The organism is uncultured Buchnera sp. (assembly GCF_913776765.1).
Taxonomy (GTDB): Bacteria; Pseudomonadota; Gammaproteobacteria; order Enterobacterales; family Enterobacteriaceae; genus Buchnera; species Buchnera aphidicola_AO.
Window position 1 is genome coordinate 172,115 of the sequence record NZ_CAJYPO010000001.1, and the last position, 19,530, is coordinate 191,644.

Genomic DNA, 19,530 nt, shown 5'->3' on the forward strand with positions numbered 1-19,530 from the left:
ACTTTAAGTTCGTTAATTAAATGTGTACGTATGTTATATGATAAAAAAGTTATTGCATATCCTACGGAAGCAATGTTTGGATTAGGATGTGATCCTACTAGCGAAAAAGCTGTTAAAAGATTATTAGATTTAAAAAAGAGAAGCATAAAAAAAGGATTAATATTAGTTGCTTCAAATTATAATCAGATCAAAATGTATATTAATGAAAACAAATTATCGGTACAACAAAAAAAAATGATGTTTTTTCATTGGCCTGGACCTTATACATTTTTAGTTCCTGCAAATTCTTTAGTTCCTCATTGGTTGACCGGTCAATTTAACACAATAGCTGTTCGTATAAGTGCTCATTTGAGCATAATTAAGTTATGTAATGTTTTTGGAAAAGCATTAATATCTACAAGTGCTAATTTTTCAAACATGTCTCCATGTCTTACTCAAGAGGATGTTTTTAAGAATTTTGGAAAAGATTTTCCAGTATTGCATGGTCATATTGGAAATGAAAATCATCCTTCTAAAATAATTAATGTTATTAATGGAAAATTAATTCGTTATGTGTAAACTTGAAAAATTTAATTATGCTTTATTTGGAAATCCTATTGATCATAGTCAATCTCCTAAAATTCACAATTTTTTTTCTGTACAGACAGGTATTTTACATACTTATAAAGCGATTAATATTCCATTAGATCAGTTTTCTTTAGTCGTTTCTGACTTTTTTAAAAAAAATCTCAAGGGTGCTAATGTTACAGCGCCTTTTAAAAAAGAAGCATATTTTTTTTCTAATAAGTTAACTAAAAGAGCAAAGATTGCTCAATCTGTAAATACCTTAAAGAAAATCAATGATAAATGTATTTTAGGAGATAATACTGATGGTATAGGATTGTTGTCTGATTTAGTTAGATTAAAGTTTATAAAAAAAAATTTTTCTATATTAATACTTGGTGCAGGAGGTGCTGTTAAAGGAGTTCTTTTACCACTTTTATCGCTAGGATGTTCAATTTATATTTTGAATCGAACTGTTTTAAATGCTAATAATTTAGTTCAACAATTTTATAAGTATGGAAAAATTTTTGTTTTTGAAGAAAAAGTTTTTAAAAAACAAAATTTTGATTTAGTTATTAATGCTATGTCAAGAAATACTAAGAAAAAAAATTTTGCACCGTTATCTTTAATTTCTTCTAAAACTTTTTTTTATGATATGAATTATAGTACAGAAAATACACCTTTTATTGATTGGTGTTCTAAAATAGGAGCAGATTTTGTTTCTAATGGAATAGGAATGTTGGTTTTTCAAGCAGCTCATTCTTTTTTAGAATGGCATAACATATTTCCAGAAACAAATTATATTATCAACGCTTTAAACATAAATTAATTTTTTGTATTTATTTTCTAAGGACTATTTAAAATTTATTTTTTATATATTCTCTTATATATTAAAGAAAATACTTGACTCTTTTTTTTCGATCTGTATTATTTAAAGTAATACTTTTTAAAATAAAAAATTAAAAATTTGTTTTATATTTAAAAAAAGTCCCCTTCGTCTAGAGGTTAGGACATCGCCCTTTCACGGCGGCAACAGGGGTTCAAATCCCCTAGGGGACGAAAAATAAAAATATTTTAAAAAATATTGTATACTATTTTAAATTGTTGTGTTATGATTAAAAAAATATTGAAAGATATTTTAATTTTTTCAAAAAGCTCTTTAAAAATTCGGAAAACAAGCATATAAATTTTATATTTTATTGCAAAAAAACACCTGTGGGTTGTAAGGTTAAGCAAATAAGCGTACATGGTGAATGCCTTGGCAGTCAGAGGCGAAGAAGGACGTGCTAATCTGCGAAAAGCGACGGCAAGCTGATATGAAGCGCTATAACCGTCGATTTCCGAATGGGGAAACCCGATGCATTTTTATGCATCATTATTAGTTGAATTAAATAGGCTAATAAAGCAAACCAAGGGAACTGAAACATCTAAGTACCTTGAGGAAAAGAAATCAACCGAGATTCCCTTAGTAGTGGCGAGCGAAAAGGGAAAAGCCCAGAACTATAATCAATTCTATATTATAGCAGAATGATTTGGAAAATTCAGCGATACAAGGTGATAGCCCCGTATGCGAAATAATTTTTATTGTGAGTTCGAAAAGTAGAGCGGGACACGAGAAATCCTGTTTGAATATGGGGGGACCATCCTCTAAGGCTAAATACTCCTGACTGACCGATAGTGAACTAGTACCGTAAGGGAAAGGCGAAAAGAACCCCGGCGAGGGGAGTGAAATAGAACCTGAAACCGTGTACGTACAAGCAGTGGAAGCATTAAGAATTTTAGAAATGTGACTGCGTACCTTTTGTATAATGGGTCAGCGACTTGTACTCTGTAGCAAGGTTAACCGAATAGGGGAGCCGAAGGGAAACCGAGTCCTAAATAGGCGTTAAGTTTCAGGGTACAGACCCGAAACCCGGTGATCTAGCCATGGGCAGGTTGAAGGTTGGGTAAAACCAACTGGAGGACCGAACCGACTGATGTTGAAAAATCAGCGGATGACCTGTGGCTAGGGGTGAAAGGCCAATCAAACCGGGAGATAGCTGGTTCTCCCCGAAAGCTATTTAGGTAGCGCCTCGTGAATTCATCTGCGGGGGTAGAGCACTGTTTCGGTTAGGGGGCCATCCCGGCTTACCAATCCGATACAAACTCCGAATACCGTAGAATGTTATCACGGGAGACACACAGCGGGTGCTAACGTTCGTTGTGGAAAGGGAAACAACCCAGACCGCCAGCTAAGGTCCCAAAGTCATAATTAAGTGGGAAACGATGTGGGAAGGCATAAACAGCCAGGATGTTGGCTTAGAAGCAGCCATCATTTAAAGAAAGCGTAATAGCTCACTGGTCAAGTCGGCCTGCGCGGAAGATGTAACGGGGCTCAAATTATGCACCGAAGCTGCGGCAGTAAAAAATTATTTTTATTGGGTAGGGGAGCGTTCTGTAAGCCGATGAAGATATATTGTAAAATATGTTGGAGGTATCAGAAGTGCGAATGCTGACATGAGTAACGATAAAGCAGGTGAAAAACCTGCTCGCCGAAAAACTAAGGTTTCCTGTCCAACGTTAATCGGGGCAGGGTAAGCCGACCCCTAAGGCGAGGCTGTAAAGCGTAGTCGATGGAAAACAGGTTAATATTCCTGTGCTTGATTTTACTGCGAAGGGGGGACGAAGAAGGTTAGGTTATCCAGGTGACGGTAATCCTGGTTTAAATGTGTAGGTATGATAATTAGGCAAATCCGATTATCTTTAATCTGAGGCATGATGACGAGTCATTAAGGTGATGAAGTAACTGATACCACGCTTCCAAGAAAATTCTCTAAGCATCAGGTAAAATTAAATCGTACCCTAAACCGACACAGGTAGTTAGGTAGAGAATACTAAGGCGCTTGAGAGAACCCAGGTGAAGGAACTAGGCAAAATAGTGCCGTAACTTCGGGAGAAGGCACGCTAGTTTTAAGTGAAAGGATTTTACTCCTAGAGCTGAAGCTAGTCGAAGATACCAGCTGGCTGCAACTGTTTATTAAAAACACAGCACTGTGCAAACACGAAAGTGGAAGTATACGGTGTGACGCCTGCCCGGTGCCGGAAGGTTAATCGAAGGGGTTAAAGGAAACTTGAAGCTCCAGACTGAAGCCCCGGTAAACGGCGGCCGTAACTATAACGGTCCTAAGGTAGCGAAATTCCTTGTCGGGTAAGTTCCGACCTGCACGAATGGCGTAATGATGGCCAGGCTGTCTCCACCTGGGACTCAGTGAAATTGAAATTGCTGTGAAGATGCAGTATATCCGCGGCAAGACGGAAAGACCCCGTGAACCTTTACTATAGCTTGACACTGAATTCTGAATTTTAATGTGTAGGATAGGTGGGAGGCTAAGAAGTTGAAACGCCAGTTTTAATGGAGCCAAACTTGAAATACCACCCTTTACAATTCGGTGTTCTAACCTAGCGCCGTAATCCGGTGCAGAGACAGTGTCTGGTGGGTAGTTTGACTGGGGCGGTCTCCTCCCAAAGAGTAACGGAGGAGTACGAAGATTGGCTAATCACGGTCGGACATCGTGAGGTTAGTGCAAAGGCATAAGCCAGTTTGACTGTGAGCGTGATGACGCGAGCAGGTGCGAAAGCAGGTCTTAGTGATCCGGTGGTTCTGTATGGAAGGGCCATCGCTCAACGGATAAAAGGTACTCCGGGGATAACAGGCTGATACCGCCCAAGAGTTCATATCGACGGCGGTGTTTGGCACCTCGATGTCGGCTCATCACATCCTGGGGCTGAAGCAGGTCCCAAGGGTATGGCTGTTCGCCATTTAAAGTGGTACGCGAGCTGGGTTTAGAACGTCGTGAGACAGTTCGGTCCCTATCTGCCGTGGGCGTTGGAAGATTGAGGGGGGCTGCTTCTAGTACGAGAGGACCGAAGTGGACGCATCACTGGTGTTCGGGTTGTCATGCCAATGGCATTGCCCGGTAGCTACATGCGGAAAAGATAAGTGCTGAACGCATATAAGCACGAAACTTGCCCCAAGATTAATCTTCCCTGAAACAGAAATGTTTACTGTAGGGACGTTGAAGACTACAACGTTAATAGGCTAGATGTGTAAGCATAGTAATATGTTGAGCTAACTAGTACTAATGACCCAAGAGGCTTAACCTTACAACACCAGAGGTGTTTTTTATAAAAAATGTAAAAAAAGCTTGTTTTACTGAATTTATTGTTGTATTAATATATATATATTATAATAGCATTAAAAAAATGCCTGGTAAAAATAGTGTAGTGGTACCACCTGAATCCATTCCGAACTCAGAAGTGAAACGCTATAACGCCAATGGTAGTACGGGGTCTCCCCGTGTGAGAGTAGGTATTAGCCAGGCAAATACAAAAAAACCCGAAAATTTTCGGGTTTTTTTGTATTTGAAACAAAATCATATTAAATATTTATTTAAATAAATAATGTTAATATGTAAAAAAAACAATATAATATTTTTTGAATGAATGTAAATATTTTTTTTAAAATAAATTACTTTCTAGCTAACAATAGATTTACATGTTAATCTATTAAAAAATTTCTATTATTTTTGATTTTTATTTTTTTTATAAAAAAATCATTTATAATTGTTTTAATGCGTTTTTTCAATTTAGTATATTTTTTTCATGTGAAGGTAATATAGATGTCCAAGATTAAAGGTAATGTTAAGTGGTTTAATGAATCTAAAGGGTTTGGTTTTATTACTCCGGAAGATGGAAGTAAAGATGTATTTGTTCACTTCTCAGCTATACAAAGTAATGGATTTAAAACTCTAGCAGAAGGTCAAAGTGTTGAATTTGAAATTACTGAGGGAGCAAAGGGGCCATCTGCTGCTAATGTTATTAGTTTATAGATTTTATTTTATTTTTTTTACTAAAAAATAAAAATCTTTTTTAGTACGGCTCTTTATCGAGCTGTACTATGTAAGATCTTATATATCTTTATAAAACCATTCTAACCATATTTATTTTACTAATATCATGATATAACGTTTCAATTTGTTCAAAATTTTTTGCACATATTGTAATGGAAACAGAAAGATAATTACCTCTATTACTTGATTTTACTTGAGGTGTGTAATCTCCAGGAATCTGAATTTGAATGACTTTTATTATTTGATCAACAAGTTCGGGTTGTGCCAAACCAATGATCTTATAAGTAAAAAAACAAGGGAATTTTAACATTTCTCGTAATTTTGTCTTCATTAATTAATCCTGGTTTTATTTTTAATGAATTTTTTTAATTTTAAAAAAATTAATTAATCTGTTATATTTTTATATAAACATATCATTTTAAAAATTTTTATAAAAAAATCGATATTAATATATATAATTATTTTAGCATATTGATTATGTAGAAAATAACATATTTTATATTATTTTTTTTTAAATATTTCATGAGAAATTTATGTTAAAAATTTTTAATACAGCAACGTCTAAAAAAGAAATTTTTAAACCTATTAAAAACAAAAAAATCAATTTATATGTTTGTGGAGTTACTGTATATGATTTTTGTCATATCGGTCACGCACGTACTTTTGTTGTTTTTGATATGATAGTAAGTTATTTGCGCTTAATAGGATTTCAAGTAAAATACGTTCGTAATATTACAGATATTGATGATAAAATTATTTCAAAATCATTAAAAGAAAAAATAGATATTAATGCTTTTACAAATACTATGATAAGGGAAATGCATAAAGATTTTTCTTTATTAGGTATTTCTCCTCCTGATATAGAACCTCGTGTTACCAATCATATTGATGATATAATCACGGTTATTAAAAAACTAATTAAAAGTAAAAACGCGTATATTAGTGATCAGGGTGATGTAGTTTTCTCAATAAGTAGTGATGAGTTGTATGGGACGTTGTCTGGTCAATTCTTAGATAAATTAATATCCGGAACACGTATTGCCACAAACAAAACAAAAAAAAATTCGTTAGATTTTATACTTTGGAAAAAATATAAAAAAGAAGAAAAATTTTTCTGGGATTCGCCTTGGGGTAAAGGACGTCCTGGTTGGCATATTGAATGTACAGCTATCACTAATGTTCTTTTTAAAGATTATATAGATATTCATGGAGGAGGTTCAGATCTTCTTTTTCCCCATCATGAAAATGAAATATCTCAGTCAAGATGTTTTAATAAAAAATTTCAAGTCAAACTCTGGATGCATTCAGGATTGGTAATAATTAAAAATCAAAAAATGTCTAAATCTTTAGGTAATTCATTTTTTTTAAAAGATGTTTTAATAAAATATGAAGCTGAAGTTTTGCGTTTTTTCTTTTTATCTACTCATTATCGACATCCTATTTATTATACCGAAGAAAATTTAAAAAAATCTCAAATATCATTAGAATATTTATACATGACATTATATGGTACAAAACCTATATTTGATCCTGTAGAAGGTTTAAATTTTGAAATAGATTTTTATAAAGCTTTGAATGATGATTTTAATACTCCTCAAGCTTTTTCTATTTTATTTAAATTGGCTCGAAAAATTAATTATTTAAAAAAAATAGATTTCTCTAAATCAAATTTTTTTGCTTTTAGATTACAAAAATTAGCTGGTTGTTTAGGTTTTTTATCAAATGAATCACGATTTTTCTTAAAAAAAGTATCGTTTCTTGATAAGACCACTATAGAAAAAATCGAATTTTTAATTGAAAAAAGAAATTTTGCCAGAAAATCAAAGTTATGGAAAGAAGCTGATAAATTACGTGATGAATTAAAAAAATTAAATATTTTTTTAGAAGACCTTCCTGAAAAAACCTTATGGCGTTTTAAAAAATAATATATTTTTGAAATTAAAAATCATGATATTTTTCACAAGCTTCTAAAGTATTTTCAAGTAATGAAATAACTGTCATAGGACCAACTCCGCCTGGAACTGGAGTAATATAAGAAGCTTTCAGACATGCTGATTTAAAATCTACATCACCTACTATAGATCCATTTTCTAATCTATTAATACCTACATCGATCACTATAGCACCTTCTTTTATCCAATCTCCATGTAAAAAATTTGGTTTTCCAATTGCTACAACTAATAAATCAGCGTTTTCGATGTGATTTTTTAAATTTTTAGTAAATCTATGTGTAACTGTAGTTGTACACCCAGCTAATAATAGTTCCATACTCATAGGTCTTCCTACTATATTAGAAGCTCCAATTACGACTGCATTTAATCCGTGAGTTTTAATTTTTTTATAGTTTAACATTGTAATTATTCCCTTAGGTGTGCAAGCTCTTAAAGTAGGATTTCTTTGACATAAAGAGCCTGTATTGTAGGGATGAAAACCATCTACATCTTTGTCAGCCCTTATACTACTGAATATTTTATAATAATTTATTTTTTTAGGTATAGGTAATTGTACTAAAATACCATCTATGCTGACATCGTTATTTAATTTTTCAATAAGATTCAATATTTCTTTTTCACTAATACTTATAGGAAAACTCCAATATTTAGAAATAAATCCAATATTTTTACATGCTGATATTTTTCTTTTTACATAAATCTCGGAAGCAGGATTTTTTCCTATTAAAATTACTGCTAATCCTGGTATTCTTTTTTTATTTTTTTTTCTTTTTTCTATTTTTTTTAAAATATCTATTTCTATTTTTTTTGCAATTTTATTGCCATTTATGATTATTGCAGACATTGTCTCGTAGCTCAGTTAATTTTTTATTTTAATCAAAAATTGTTTAAATTTTTTTATATTAATATGTTACATATTAATGTTAATTTAGTTGCATATATATTATTTTAATGTTAAATTTTACTTTAATCAATTTTTTATGTGCGTTCTTAGCTCAGCTGGATAGAGCAACGGCCTTCTAAGCCGTAGGTCACAGGTTCGAATCCTGTAGAACGCAAAAATAAACATTTATCTTTTTTTTAAAATCATTTCTATTTTTTTTTGAATATCCCAAATGTTTTCTTTTCCATCAATTTTAAAATAGTTTAATTTTTTTAATTCTTTTTGTTTTAAATAATATTGATTCAATAAATAAGCATTTTCTTCGTAATTTTTTAATCTTTTTTTAACGATTTCAATCTTATCGTCTTCTCTTATAGTTAATTTTTCCTGAGTTAAATCATCTTTTTCTTCTTCTTTGGGAGGATTAAAATTTATATTATAAATTCTTCCAGATGCAGTATGGACTCTTCTTCCGCATATTCTTTTTAATATTAATTCATATGGAACTATTAATTCTAAAACGTAATCAATCTTTATTTTAAGATTTGATATATATTCAGCTTGTTCCTGTGTTCTTGGAAAACCATCTAATAAAAAACCATTAATGCAATCTTTTTTTTGAATTTTTTCTCCTATTAAAGTACATACAATTTTATTGGGAACTAATTCTCCATTTTTTAAAAGATCATGTATTTTTTTACCGATTATATTTTTTTTTTGAATATTTTCTCTTAAAATATCTCCTGTTGATATTTTAGGGATATTATAATTTTCTGCAATCAATTTTGCTTGCGTTCCTTTTCCTGTACCAGGAGCACCTAATAAAATAATACGCATAGTTATCTTGTCATATTTAAAAAGTTATTTTGAGAGTAAGATTACTACTATAAAAAAGTAGTAATCATATTTTTATTGTTCTAAAATCAATTTGTTCATTCTAGCAATAAATTTATGTGGATTTTCTAAACTTCCTTTTTCAGCAAATAGTGCTTGATCTAACAATAATTTAATCCATTCATCAAATTTATCATTTTCTTTTATTTTGCATATTTTTTTTATTAATTTATGTTCTGCATTAATTTCAAATATATACTTTAATTCTGGAACAGTTTGTCCTGCTGCACTAAAAAGTTTTGCCATTTGAGTACTCATTGCATTTGAGTCACTTAATACAATGCACGGAGTTTCTGTTAACCGATATGTTAATCGTACTGATTTAACTTTATCACCTAAAGTTTTTTTTACTTTTTTTAAAAATTCTATCATTTCTGTTGATGTTTCTTTTTTGTTTTCATTATCTTTTGTTAATTTATTTAATGATAAATCTTCTTTGCTGATTGATTGAAATTTTTTTCCTTCAAATTCAGTAAGATAATTCATCATCCATTCATCGATTCTATCTGATAGTAATAAAACATCAATATTTTCTTTATTAAACAATTCTAAATGAGGACTATTTTTTGCCGACATATAGCTATCTGCAGTAATATAATATATTTTTTCTTGTTTCTCATGCATATTAGATATATAATTTTCTAGCGAAATAGTTTGTTCAGAACTGTTGTTTTTAATAGATGTAAAACGTAAAAGACTAGCAATTAAATTTAAATTTTTGCTATCTTCTGCAGGTCCTTCTTTTAAAACTAATCCGAATTGATTCCAAAATGTTTGATATTTTTTATTATCTTTTTTTGATAACGTTTGAAGCATTTTTAATGATCTTTTTATTAATGCTTTTTTTAGATTCCTTGTAATAGAGTTATCTTGTAATATTTCTCGTGAAACATTTAAAGGTAAATTGTTTGAATCTATTAATCCTCTAATGAATCTTAAGTAGTTTGGAAGAAACTCTTGGGAGTTATCCATAATGTAAACACGTTTTACATACAATTTTAAACCAGATTTATTATCTCTATTCCAAATATCCCAGGCTGCCTTTTCAGGAACAAATAATAAACTAATATATTCATTAGTTCCTTCTACATGATTATGAGTCCAAAAAAGTGGATTATTTTGATCATTTGTAAGATGTTTATAAAAATCTTGATATTCCTTTTCACTTATAGAGGATTTATTTTGTGTCCATAATGCTTTAGCTTTATTAATTTTTTCCCAAAAATATATTTTATTTTTTTCGTCGTATTTTTGTATTTGTACTGGTACAGTAATATGATCAGAATATTTACTAACTATATTTTGAATTCTCCATAATTCTAAAAATTCTTCTTCTTCTTTTTTTAAAAATAAAGTAATTTCAGTACCTCTTGTTTTTTTCTTTACGTTAGTAACGTTATATTCTCCTTCTCCAGATGATTCCCATAATATACCTAGATCAGATTTGTTTCCTGCGAATCTAGTTCTTACTGATACTTTTTTTGATACTATAAAAGATGAATAAAAACCAACTCCAAATTCTCCAATTAGTTCGTTTTTTACATTTTTTTCTTTTTTTTCTAAAGATTTTATAAACGACTTAGTTCCTGATTTAGCAATTGTTCCTAAATTTTCAATTACGTCCTGACGTGTCATTCCAATACCATTGTCACTAATAATTAAAGTTTTTTGCGATTTGTTAATAGAAATTTGAATTTTAACGTCACTATCATTTTCATATAAATCTGGATTTGATATAGATTGAAATCTTAATTTATCTATTGCATCTGATGCATTAGATATTAGTTCTCTTAAAAATATTTCTTTATTTGAATATAAAGAATGAATCATTAAATGTAATAGTTGTTTTACTTCCGATTGAAAACTATATACTTCTTTTTTTTGTACATTCATATAAAATATCTCTTTTTAAAAAATAAAATGTATAATTCTTTTTAAAAATTTTTTTATCAAAAATTCAAAGGAACTTTTAACAGATTCAAATCTTTTAAGTTTATTAAACAGAAAAATATGAAGTATAATATTAATTATAAATTTTAAAAAAATTACGTATTAAAAAATTATAATCTAATTAATAATATTTTTTTATTTTCTTGTATAATATATTTATATTGGCAAGTTAAATCCTGTAGGTAATTGCATTCCTGTAGATATAGCAGACATTTTTTTCTTTTGAACTTCAGATATTCTTCTAGTTGCATCATTAAAAGCAGCTGCAGCTAAATCTTCTAGCATATCTTTATCATCTTTTAGTAAACTGGGATCTACTTCTACACGTCTGCAATTATGTGCTCCATTAATAGTTACTTTTACTAATCCTGCACCTGCTTCTCCTGTAACTTCCATTTTAGCTATTTCTTCTTGTATCTTAGCCATTTTTTCTTGCATTTGTTGAGCTTGTTTCATAAGATTTCCTAATCCACCTTTAGTAAACATATTTATTCTCTCTTTTTAAAATGTGATAATAATCAGTATTATAGACAACTTTTATAGAATATATTTTTATTTTTCTATTTCTGTAATAGCTCGGAGTAAAGTCATTTCTACTCCTATTTTATGATTAGGTGAAAAAAATAATTCTTTTCTGCCATTTAATAGAATTTTATAGCATAATTGAATATTATATTTGCTATTATTTTCTGCAATTTTTTTAATTTCATTTTCGTTGTTTTTTATAAAAATTTGATTCCATGTCTTTGGACAAAATTTCACCATAGCAATATGGTGTAAAAAACGTAACATTTCTGTTAAAACATTTTGCCATTCTAAACCTATCTTACTTATTTTATTTAATAAACACATCATTTTTTTTGAATCTTTTTCTAATAGAAATTTTGTTAACAAAAAAGCATTTTTTTTGTTTGGTATACCTAGCATTTCAGTTGTATTTTTTAAATTAATATTATTTTTACTTAAATGTATCGCATGTTCTAACAAGTTTAGTGCATCTCTCATACTTCCATTAGCGTAATAAGCTATTATTTTTAATGCTTCTTCGTCAAAATTACAATTTTCTTTTTCTAAAACATATTTTATAAAATTAAAAATATCTTCTTCAGACAAGATATTTAATTTAAAATATAAGCAACGAGATCTAATGGTTTTAGGTATTTTTTCTACATCTGTTGTAGCTAAAATAAATTTTATGTGTTCAGGGGGTTCTTCAAGAGTTTTAAGAAGTGCATTAAAACTATGTCTAGATAGCATGTGAACTTCGTCAATTAAATATATTTTGAAACGACTTTTAGAAGGAGAATAATAAATATTATCCAAAATTTCTCGCATTTCTTCTACTTTTGTACGTGAAGCAGCATCTATTTCAATAAAATCTAGACAAATACCTTTTTCTATTTCTTGACAAATAGTACATTTTCTACATGGAAAAGGTGTGATGCCTATTTCACAATTTAAGCTTTTAGCAATTAGACGAGCAATTGTAGTTTTTCCTACACCTCTTGTTCCAGACAATAACCATGCATGATGAATTTTTCTAAGAGAAAATCCATTGGATATGGCTTTAATAATATATTTTTGACCTATTATTTCTTTAAAAGATTGAGGACGCCATTTTCTTGCTAATATTTGATAAATCATATGTTATTTCTTTTTATAGAAATACTATTATGCTATCAATATTTTTTAGAATATGAAAGTATTCTCTTTTTTTTATAAAAATTTTATTTAATTTTTATAATATTAAAAATATTAGTTGTCAAATATATATTTGGTCTATAAAATATAGAGTTATATTCTATTTTATAGAACTTAAAAATTAATTACAAACTGGAGTTTTCTGTTAGTCCTAAACACTGTTAAATTGAAAAATTGGTCAGATCTGGAAAGAAGCAGCCACATCAATCGATACAGGTGTTTTGTACAACTAACAGAATCTCCTGTATTTTAGCACTTCTTAGATAATTGAAAGTTGTACATTTTCCAATAAAAACCCTTTTTTTCTAATAGTTGATTATGTGTTCCAAATTCAATAATTTTTCCTTTATTCATAACTACAATAGTATCTGCTTCAATAATTGTTGAAAGTCTATGAGCTATAACGATTAACGTGGTTTTTTTTCGTATAGAAGATAAAGTTTTTTGAATTAATTGTTCAGTTCCTGAATCAATGTTGGCAGTTGCTTCGTCTAATATGAGTATTTTAGGATTTCGTACTAGTATTCTCGCAAGAGCTAATAATTGCTTTTGTCCAAGAGATAAATTATTTCCTTCTTCTCCTAATATAGAGTAAATACCTTGTGGCATTGATTTTACTAAAGAAGAAAGATGAACAGTTTTTAATACATTCCATATTTTTTTTTCAGATATTTCTTTTCCTAGTGAAATATTAGAAAAAAAAGTATCTGCTAGAACTATTGGATCTTGTTGTACCATTAATATATTTTTTCGTAAAATGTCATGAGATATGCAATCAATAGATATATTATCTAAATATATTTTACCATTTTTTATAGGATAATATCCCATTAATAAATTAGCTAAAGTGCTTTTTCCACTTCCAGTTTGACCTACAAATGCGACAAAACTTTTAGACGGAATATATATATTAATATCATTAAGTATATTTTTTTCATTTTTTTTGTATTTAAAGTTGAGATTTTTAATATTTATTTTACCACTTTTTAGTTCTTCTTTATTATTTCCATATTTTTGTTTTGGTGAATCTATAAGAGAAAATATTCTCTCTCCTGCTACTATAGCCTGTTGTAATATAGATTGTTGAATAGTAATTGAAATCAAAGGTTCATTGAGACGACCAAGATATGTAATAAAAGCGTATAGCACACCTACTTCAAAAACTCCAATAGAAAAGTAACTAAATAAAAACATAAAACTACAAAGTACTAAAGCTGATAATAAACTTAATAACGGTCTTAATAAAAAACCATCTAATTTTAATATTTTCATTCTAGCTAAATAATGCAATTCGCTGCTTTCTTTTATATTTTTTTCAAATCTCATTTGTTGTCTAAATTGTTGAATAACGTTCATTCCATTGATAGTTTCATTAAATTTATTATTAATATTAGCTACATAATAACGTACATTTCTTAATAATGGAGTACTATAATGTTGATATAGTGACATTAACATAATTACCAAAGGGATAATTAATATAGCTATTATTGCCATGTGCCATTCAAGAGTAAACATTGCAAATAATATAATTATAATTAAAGTGATACTTCGAAAGAAAGTAGGACCAACAGTATCATATAATTCTTTAATGACTTCAGTGTCATTAGTAACTTTTGAAATCATTTGTCCAATAGGTTGAGAATCAAATTGTTTTATAGGTTGATTTAGCGCTGCATTCATGACATCATTGCGGAGTTTATTAATAATTCCTACAGCTATTTTATTAAAAAAAATACTTTGAAAATAATTAAAAAAAACCGCTAATATTTGTAATGCAATAAATACTATTATAATAATAAGTATTAACTTTAAATTTAATTCATGTTTAGATAAAATATTATTAATAAAATAACTTATTAAAATTGGTCCTAAAACTTCAGAAGTTGCACCACTGAAAAGTAAAAAAAATGCTAATATTATTTTTTTTTTCCAAGGTATTGCATAAATTATTAAACGTTTTAAAATTGGCCAAAATTGTATTAAATGATCCATATTATAAATTTCTCACCTACTTTTTAAATATCCTCAATTTCTGTTTCTAACTTTTGATAGTGATACATAGACTTATACCAATTTTCTTCTTTTATTAGTTTTTCATGATTTCCTCTTTGAACAATAGTACCTTTTTTTATTACTATAATTTCATCTGAATTAATTAATGCAGATAATCGATGTGCTACAATTATTAAAGAATATCCGTTATCTTTCCATTTTTTCAAATTTTTTAAAATATTATTTTCTGTTTTACCGTCTACAGCAGATAAAGCATCATCTAAGATTAATATTTCTGTATTTAATAATAGTGCACGTGCTATAGCAATTCGTTGTTTTTGACCACCAGATAGCATTACACCACGTTCTCCTACTTGAGTGTTATATCCTTGAGGTAAAGAGATAATATCTTTATGTATATCAGCTAATTTAGCTGCTTTTTCAATTTCTTTTTTTGAAGCATTAGGCTTACCTAAAGAAATATTGTTTGATACACTATCTGAAAATAAAAATGAAGTTTGATTTACAACTGCTATCTTACTTCTCCAAGAATCAATTTTTAATTCTAATAATGATAAAGAATTATAAAATATTTCTCCTTTGTTAATTTTAAATTGTCGTTGTATTAGTTTTAATAAAGTACTTTTTCCAGATCCTGTAGGACCACAAATTCCTAAAGTTTTTCCTGGATTAAGATTTAAATAAATATTTTTTAAAGATGGTATTTTGCTTTTAGGATAAAAAAATATATCAATATTAATACTTAATTTTCCATTTATTGTTAATGTTTTTTTTCCATCTTCTATATACAAATTTTTATTAATAATAGAATGAATTCTATCCCATGCTGCACTACCTCTTTCAACAATATTAAACATCCATGCTAAAGCTAACATCGGCCAAATCATTAGACCTAAATACATAATGAAACTAGTTAATTGTCCGATCGTAATAGTATTATTCCAAACTAACCATCCTCCTGCCGTAATCGCTAATAAATTAGAAAATGCAACTGATAAGTAAATTACTGGATCAAAACGAGCATCTATTTCTGCAACTTGCATGTTTTTTTTTCCAGTTTCATTTACAATTTTATTAAATTTTTTTAATTGATTTTTTTCTAATCCAAATGCTCTAATCATTCGAATACTAGTTAATATTTCTTGTGTTTGATTGTTTAACAGAGAAAATGCACTTTGAGCATTTCGAAAAGTATTATGTAGTTCCCTCCCATATTTTTTTATTAAAATTGCCATAATTGGCATCGGTATTAATGAAATTATCGTTAATAACCAACTGATTTGAGTCACCATGACTATTAATACTGAAAAACCCATTACAGATGAATCTACTAATGTTAAAACTCCTTCTCCTGCTGCAAATACAACGCGATCAACATCATTAGTAGCTCTAGCTATTAGATCTCCAGTACGATTTTTTAAAAAAAATATTTCACTTTGTTTACTAAGGTAAGAATAAAATTTTACTCGCAATTCTGTGGCTAATTGGTATGAGGCACCAAACAAAAGAATTCTCCATAGATAACGCAGAATATAAACTACAAGGGCAATTAAAAGAATAATTGAAATCCAAGGTAGTATTTTAAAACCGCTCATTTTTTCTTTTATAATTAAATCTATTAAAATTCCAATTATCTTAGGTGGTAACAATTGTAAAAAAGCTATTATTATCAATAATAAAATTGATCCTAAATAGCGTTTCCATTCTTTTATAAAATACCATTTTAGTTGATTGAATAATTTCACAAAAAAATCCTAAAATTTAAACATTTAAAATATATATTTTTAATATTACATGTTTTTTTTCTTTATTTTTAATTTTTTGTAAATTAAAGAAAAATTATATTTGAATTACTTTTATAAAATTAGAAATTTAAATTTTTGTTAAAAAATGAATTCATATTTAAATATATTTTTATAAATGAATCATATACAATATTAATTTCCAAATCATTTTAATAAATTTTCTATAAATAGTTTAATGACTAAAAAATCATGAAAAAAGTACTAATTATTTTTAGCGGTGGACAAGATTCAACTACTTGTTTAATACATTACACTAACATATATAAAGAAGTTCACTGTATTACATTTAATTATAATCAATTACATAAATCTGAAATCGATTCTGCTCGTTTTATATCAAATTATTTTAATGTTAAAAAACATATATTCGTAGATATTAAGTGTTTAAAAAATCTTTCAATAAGTAGTTTAACAGATGAAAAAATTTCTATTCTTGATAACCATCCGTTAAATTGTTTATTACCAAGTACTTTTGTTCCAGGTCGTAATATTTTATTTTTAACTTTATCTTCTATATATGCTTTCAATAATCAAATTGATTCAGTTGTTTTAGGGGTAAATGAAATTGATTTTTCTGGTTATCCAGATTGTAGAAACGAATTTTTAAAAAAAATGAATGATGTTGTTCAAATTGGTATGAATTGTAAGATTAACTTTCAATCTCCTTTAATTAATTTAAGTAAAGCAGAAATATGGGCTTTATCAGATTACTGGAATTCTACTCAATTTATTCTTGATAACACAGTAACTTGTTATAAAGGTATTCAAGGAAAAGGATGTGGTCAATGTCAATCATGTATTCTTCGGAACGATGGATTTAATAAGTGGAAATCTAATCCTTCTTACTATATGAAAAAATTAAAAGAAAAATTTAATTTCTATAATTAATTTAAAAAAAATATATATTTAATGATTAAAAATTATACTTAACAAGTTTTTAAAAATTGTCTATTTTATTATATAAAATTGTTGATTTTCTATGTAAATTTTGGAGAATACACTGAAATATTGTATCTATATTATTTTTTTCTAAATATTTTATGATAATTTTTTCTTCTTCTTTTGAAAATTTTTCGTTATAAACTCTATCTAATAATGCGATAACAAAGTTTTTATTTTTATTTTGATAAACAGTATAAATTTTTTTTCCTTTTACTGGATATGGCATTGAAAAAATTACAGATAAATTTGGATTCGTATCATATCGAGATATAGTTTCATATTCTTTAAAAATAATATTTTCTTTTTTTAAAATATTTTCATTTCCATTTTTTAACTGAAATAAAATTTGTTTTGATTTATTTTTTATTTTTTCTATAGCTTTCATATATTTGAGTTTACTTATAATATTTCTTTTAACATCTTTCAGTTCTTTATTTTTTTTCTTTTGAAAATTTTTTATACTTAATAAAAAAGATTGACGATTATTTAATATAATTAGACCGGAATGTGATTTTAGTTTTTTTTGTCGATCTAATAGACCTTTTTTAAAAATAAATCTTTTTAATATAGGATTTTGCAATTCTTTAGGAACAGTATTTTTATCAAACCAATTAGTTTCTGAAGGAATGATATTAGTTTCTTTAAGAATTAAATCAAATCTGTTAATATTTTTTTTTGCAATGAGAAAAATTTTATTTTGTAATTTTTTATATATATTTAAAGATTTTTCATATTTTATCTCATTTTCAATGAGATCTGATACTTCAGATATTTTCTTATATTTTTTTGGTAATATTTTATTTAATTTAATTATTAAAAAATTGTTATTAAATTTAATAATATTAGAAATCTGATCTATTTTTTCTAAGTGAGAAATTTTTATTTCATTTGGTATCGAGTTTTTTTCTATCCATCCAATATTCCCTCCTTTTTTAGAAGAAATAGGATCTATTGATTTTTCTTTAGCTATTTTTGAAAAATCTGCTCCTTTTTTTAATTTTGATAAAATTGATAATGCTTCGTTCTGATTACTAATTTGAATAATACTGTATTGTCTTTTTTCTTGATTTGCATATTTATTTATGTTTTTTTTATACCAATTTTTTATTTCTTTATTATTGCATTTTATTTTAAATTGATTAGGTGTAAGTTGAATGTAACTAATTTTAAATTTTTCTGGAATATAAAATTTATTTTTATGTTGATTGAAATAATCATGTACTTCTGATTCACTTACTTTTTGACTATTCACAATAGGATTAATGTTCAGAATTGCTTTTTTTATAACTCTTTTTTCAGACAATAATTCTATTATTTTTCTTTTTTCATTATCTAATATAAAATTTGTATTAGAAATAGCATTTATTAAATATGTAGTGTTAAGTTTCTTTCTAATTAAATTGATATATTCATAATGTGTTAAATTTTTTGATGAAAGATAATTTAAATATTTCTTTTTATTAAATTCATTATTTTCTTGAAACGTCGACATATTTAATATTATTTTTTTTATTTCATCATCTTTTATGTTAAAATGAATTTTTTCTGTATATTGTTCTAAAAGAATATTATTTATTAGTTGAGATAATATATAGTTATATGTTTCTTCTTTAAATTTTTTATTTTTTTTAATTTTAAAAAAATTTTTTCCTAGTATTTTTTCTTGTTTTTCTCTTTCATCAACATACATATTTTGTAATGTTGTAAAACTAATTTCTTCTCCATTTACCTTGGCAATATATTTTTCTGTATCTCTATTAAAATAATTATTTATAGTACCAAAAACTAATGATAAAATAATTATTCCCAAAATACATTTGATTATAACAACATTGAATCGGGATTTTAAATATTTAAACATAATATAACTATCCTAGATAGTTTCAATTTTATATTGAAATCGTTAATTTTTTTTATTTAAATTATAAAGGCTGACGGTTTTTTGTCAGCCAGAT

The 19,530-nt window shown here is 27.4% G+C and carries 14 protein-coding genes, 2 tRNA genes, 2 rRNA genes and 1 other RNA gene; 10 read left to right on the plus strand and 9 right to left on the minus strand.

Annotated elements, in window-relative coordinates; genetic code table 11:
- Positions 1-30 precede the first annotated feature (30 nt).
- The 6 genes from QZ401_RS00950 (at position 31) to cspE (ending at position 5,411) form a co-directional block, all read left to right on the plus strand.
- The gene (locus QZ401_RS00950) at positions 31-558 is read left to right on the plus strand and encodes a Sua5/YciO/YrdC/YwlC family protein (RefSeq protein WP_295164849.1); all 528 of its coding nucleotides are present in this window, start codon (positions 31-33) and stop codon (positions 556-558) included.
- On the plus strand, positions 551-1,372 hold the full coding sequence (gene aroE, locus QZ401_RS00955; RefSeq protein ID WP_295164145.1) for a shikimate dehydrogenase: 822 nt from the start codon (positions 551-553) through the stop codon (positions 1,370-1,372). The genes QZ401_RS00950 and aroE overlap by 8 nt, the downstream gene beginning before the upstream one ends.
- A gap of 158 nt (positions 1,373-1,530) precedes the next feature.
- Positions 1,531-1,602, plus strand: a tRNA-Glu gene (locus QZ401_RS00960).
- Between the two features lie 167 nt (positions 1,603-1,769).
- A 23S ribosomal RNA gene (locus tag QZ401_RS00965) occupies positions 1,770-4,686 on the plus strand.
- A gap of 102 nt (positions 4,687-4,788) precedes the next feature.
- Positions 4,789-4,904: ribosomal RNA gene (gene rrf, locus QZ401_RS00970) — 5S ribosomal RNA — on the plus strand.
- A 297-nt stretch (positions 4,905-5,201) separates the two neighbouring features.
- A complete protein-coding gene (cspE, locus tag QZ401_RS00975; RefSeq protein WP_009874442.1) occupies positions 5,202-5,411 on the plus strand; it encodes a transcription antiterminator/RNA stability regulator CspE in 210 nt (69 codons plus the stop codon).
- A gap of 88 nt (positions 5,412-5,499) precedes the next feature.
- On the opposite strand, the gene ybeD is transcribed toward cspE, so the two are convergent.
- A complete protein-coding gene (gene ybeD, locus QZ401_RS00980) occupies positions 5,500-5,763 on the minus strand; it encodes a DUF493 family protein YbeD (RefSeq protein ID WP_011053982.1) in 264 nt (87 codons plus the stop codon).
- 202 nt (positions 5,764-5,965) lie between these two features.
- Between ybeD and cysS the strand changes: the two genes are divergently transcribed.
- Positions 5,966-7,357, plus strand: a complete 1,392-nt coding sequence (gene cysS, locus QZ401_RS00985; protein ID WP_295164154.1) for a cysteine--tRNA ligase — start codon at positions 5,966-5,968, stop codon at positions 7,355-7,357.
- Between the two features lie 13 nt (positions 7,358-7,370).
- On the opposite strand, the gene folD is transcribed toward cysS, so the two are convergent.
- Complete coding sequence (folD, locus tag QZ401_RS00990; RefSeq protein WP_295164155.1) at positions 7,371-8,228, minus strand: bifunctional methylenetetrahydrofolate dehydrogenase/methenyltetrahydrofolate cyclohydrolase FolD; 858 nt, start codon at positions 8,226-8,228, stop codon at positions 7,371-7,373.
- Positions 8,229-8,368: 140 nt separating this feature from the next.
- On the opposite strand from folD, the gene QZ401_RS00995 reads away from it, so the two are divergent.
- Positions 8,369-8,442, plus strand: a tRNA-Arg gene (locus QZ401_RS00995).
- 11 nt (positions 8,443-8,453) lie between these two features.
- Here the strand turns inward: QZ401_RS00995 and adk are convergent.
- The 4 genes from adk to dnaX form a co-directional block, all read right to left on the minus strand.
- Positions 8,454-9,104 carry an adenylate kinase gene (adk, locus tag QZ401_RS01000; protein ID WP_295164156.1) on the minus strand — a complete coding sequence of 217 codons (651 nt, stop codon included), beginning with the start codon at positions 9,102-9,104 and terminating at the stop codon, positions 8,454-8,456.
- A gap of 72 nt (positions 9,105-9,176) precedes the next feature.
- The gene (htpG, locus tag QZ401_RS01005; RefSeq protein ID WP_295164161.1) at positions 9,177-11,054 is read right to left on the minus strand and encodes a molecular chaperone HtpG; all 1,878 of its coding nucleotides are present in this window, start codon (positions 11,052-11,054) and stop codon (positions 9,177-9,179) included.
- Positions 11,055-11,267: 213 nt separating this feature from the next.
- Positions 11,268-11,597 (minus strand): YbaB/EbfC family nucleoid-associated protein, encoded by a 330-nt coding sequence (locus QZ401_RS01010; protein ID WP_158337479.1) that lies wholly within the window; start codon positions 11,595-11,597, stop codon positions 11,268-11,270.
- A 66-nt stretch (positions 11,598-11,663) separates the two neighbouring features.
- On the minus strand, positions 11,664-12,755 hold the full coding sequence (gene dnaX / locus QZ401_RS01015) for a DNA polymerase III subunit gamma/tau (protein ID WP_295164164.1): 1,092 nt from the start codon (positions 12,753-12,755) through the stop codon (positions 11,664-11,666).
- Positions 12,756-12,955: 200 nt separating this feature from the next.
- Here dnaX and ffs point away from each other — a divergent pair.
- Positions 12,956-13,050: signal recognition particle sRNA small type (ffs, locus tag QZ401_RS01020), an RNA gene on the plus strand.
- An 11-nt stretch (positions 13,051-13,061) separates the two neighbouring features.
- Here ffs and QZ401_RS01025 read toward each other — a convergent pair.
- Together QZ401_RS01025 and QZ401_RS01030 are read right to left on the minus strand one after the other, a co-directional pair.
- Positions 13,062-14,807: a SmdB family multidrug efflux ABC transporter permease/ATP-binding protein gene (locus QZ401_RS01025; protein ID WP_295164167.1), complete on the minus strand. Its 1,746-nt coding sequence runs from the start codon at positions 14,805-14,807 to the stop codon at positions 13,062-13,064.
- Positions 14,808-14,830: 23 nt separating this feature from the next.
- Positions 14,831-16,573, minus strand: coding sequence for a SmdA family multidrug ABC transporter permease/ATP-binding protein (locus tag QZ401_RS01030; RefSeq protein WP_295164168.1), 1,743 nt, complete (start codon positions 16,571-16,573; stop codon positions 14,831-14,833).
- A gap of 249 nt (positions 16,574-16,822) precedes the next feature.
- Here QZ401_RS01030 and queC point away from each other — a divergent pair, with 249 nt between their 5' ends.
- Entirely contained in the window at positions 16,823-17,521 is a 699-nt protein-coding gene (queC, locus tag QZ401_RS01035) for a 7-cyano-7-deazaguanine synthase QueC (RefSeq protein ID WP_295164170.1), read from the plus strand.
- 49 nt (positions 17,522-17,570) lie between these two features.
- Here queC and ppiD read toward each other — a convergent pair whose 3' ends face one another.
- The gene (ppiD, locus tag QZ401_RS01040) at positions 17,571-19,436 is read right to left on the minus strand and encodes a peptidylprolyl isomerase (protein WP_295164171.1); all 1,866 of its coding nucleotides are present in this window, start codon (positions 19,434-19,436) and stop codon (positions 17,571-17,573) included.
- Positions 19,437-19,530 lie beyond the last annotated feature (94 nt).

What these genes read in the sequence shown, in the direction of transcription:
- ppiD (WP_295164171.1), bottom strand. Translation starts at nt 19,436, where the DNA reads ATGTTTAAATATTTAAAATCCCGATTCAATGTTGTTATAATCAAATGT.
- folD (WP_295164155.1), bottom strand. Translation starts at nt 8,228, where the DNA reads ATGTCTGCAATAATCATAAATGGCAATAAAATTGCAAAAAAAATAGAA.
- aroE (WP_295164145.1), top strand. Translation starts at nt 551, where the DNA reads ATGTGTAAACTTGAAAAATTTAATTATGCTTTATTTGGAAATCCTATT.
- dnaX (WP_295164164.1), bottom strand. Translation starts at nt 12,755, where the DNA reads ATGATTTATCAAATATTAGCAAGAAAATGGCGTCCTCAATCTTTTAAA.
- QZ401_RS01010 (WP_158337479.1), bottom strand. Translation starts at nt 11,597, where the DNA reads ATGTTTACTAAAGGTGGATTAGGAAATCTTATGAAACAAGCTCAACAA.
- ybeD (WP_011053982.1), bottom strand. Translation starts at nt 5,763, where the DNA reads ATGAAGACAAAATTACGAGAAATGTTAAAATTCCCTTGTTTTTTTACT.
- QZ401_RS01025 (WP_295164167.1), bottom strand. Translation starts at nt 14,807, where the DNA reads ATGGATCATTTAATACAATTTTGGCCAATTTTAAAACGTTTAATAATT.
- cspE (WP_009874442.1), top strand. Translation starts at nt 5,202, where the DNA reads ATGTCCAAGATTAAAGGTAATGTTAAGTGGTTTAATGAATCTAAAGGG.
- htpG (WP_295164161.1), bottom strand. Translation starts at nt 11,054, where the DNA reads ATGAATGTACAAAAAAAAGAAGTATATAGTTTTCAATCGGAAGTAAAA.
- adk (WP_295164156.1), bottom strand. Translation starts at nt 9,104, where the DNA reads ATGCGTATTATTTTATTAGGTGCTCCTGGTACAGGAAAAGGAACGCAA.
- cysS (WP_295164154.1), top strand. Translation starts at nt 5,966, where the DNA reads ATGTTAAAAATTTTTAATACAGCAACGTCTAAAAAAGAAATTTTTAAA.
- QZ401_RS00950 (WP_295164849.1), top strand. Translation starts at nt 31, where the DNA reads ATGTTATATGATAAAAAAGTTATTGCATATCCTACGGAAGCAATGTTT.
- queC (WP_295164170.1), top strand. Translation starts at nt 16,823, where the DNA reads ATGAAAAAAGTACTAATTATTTTTAGCGGTGGACAAGATTCAACTACT.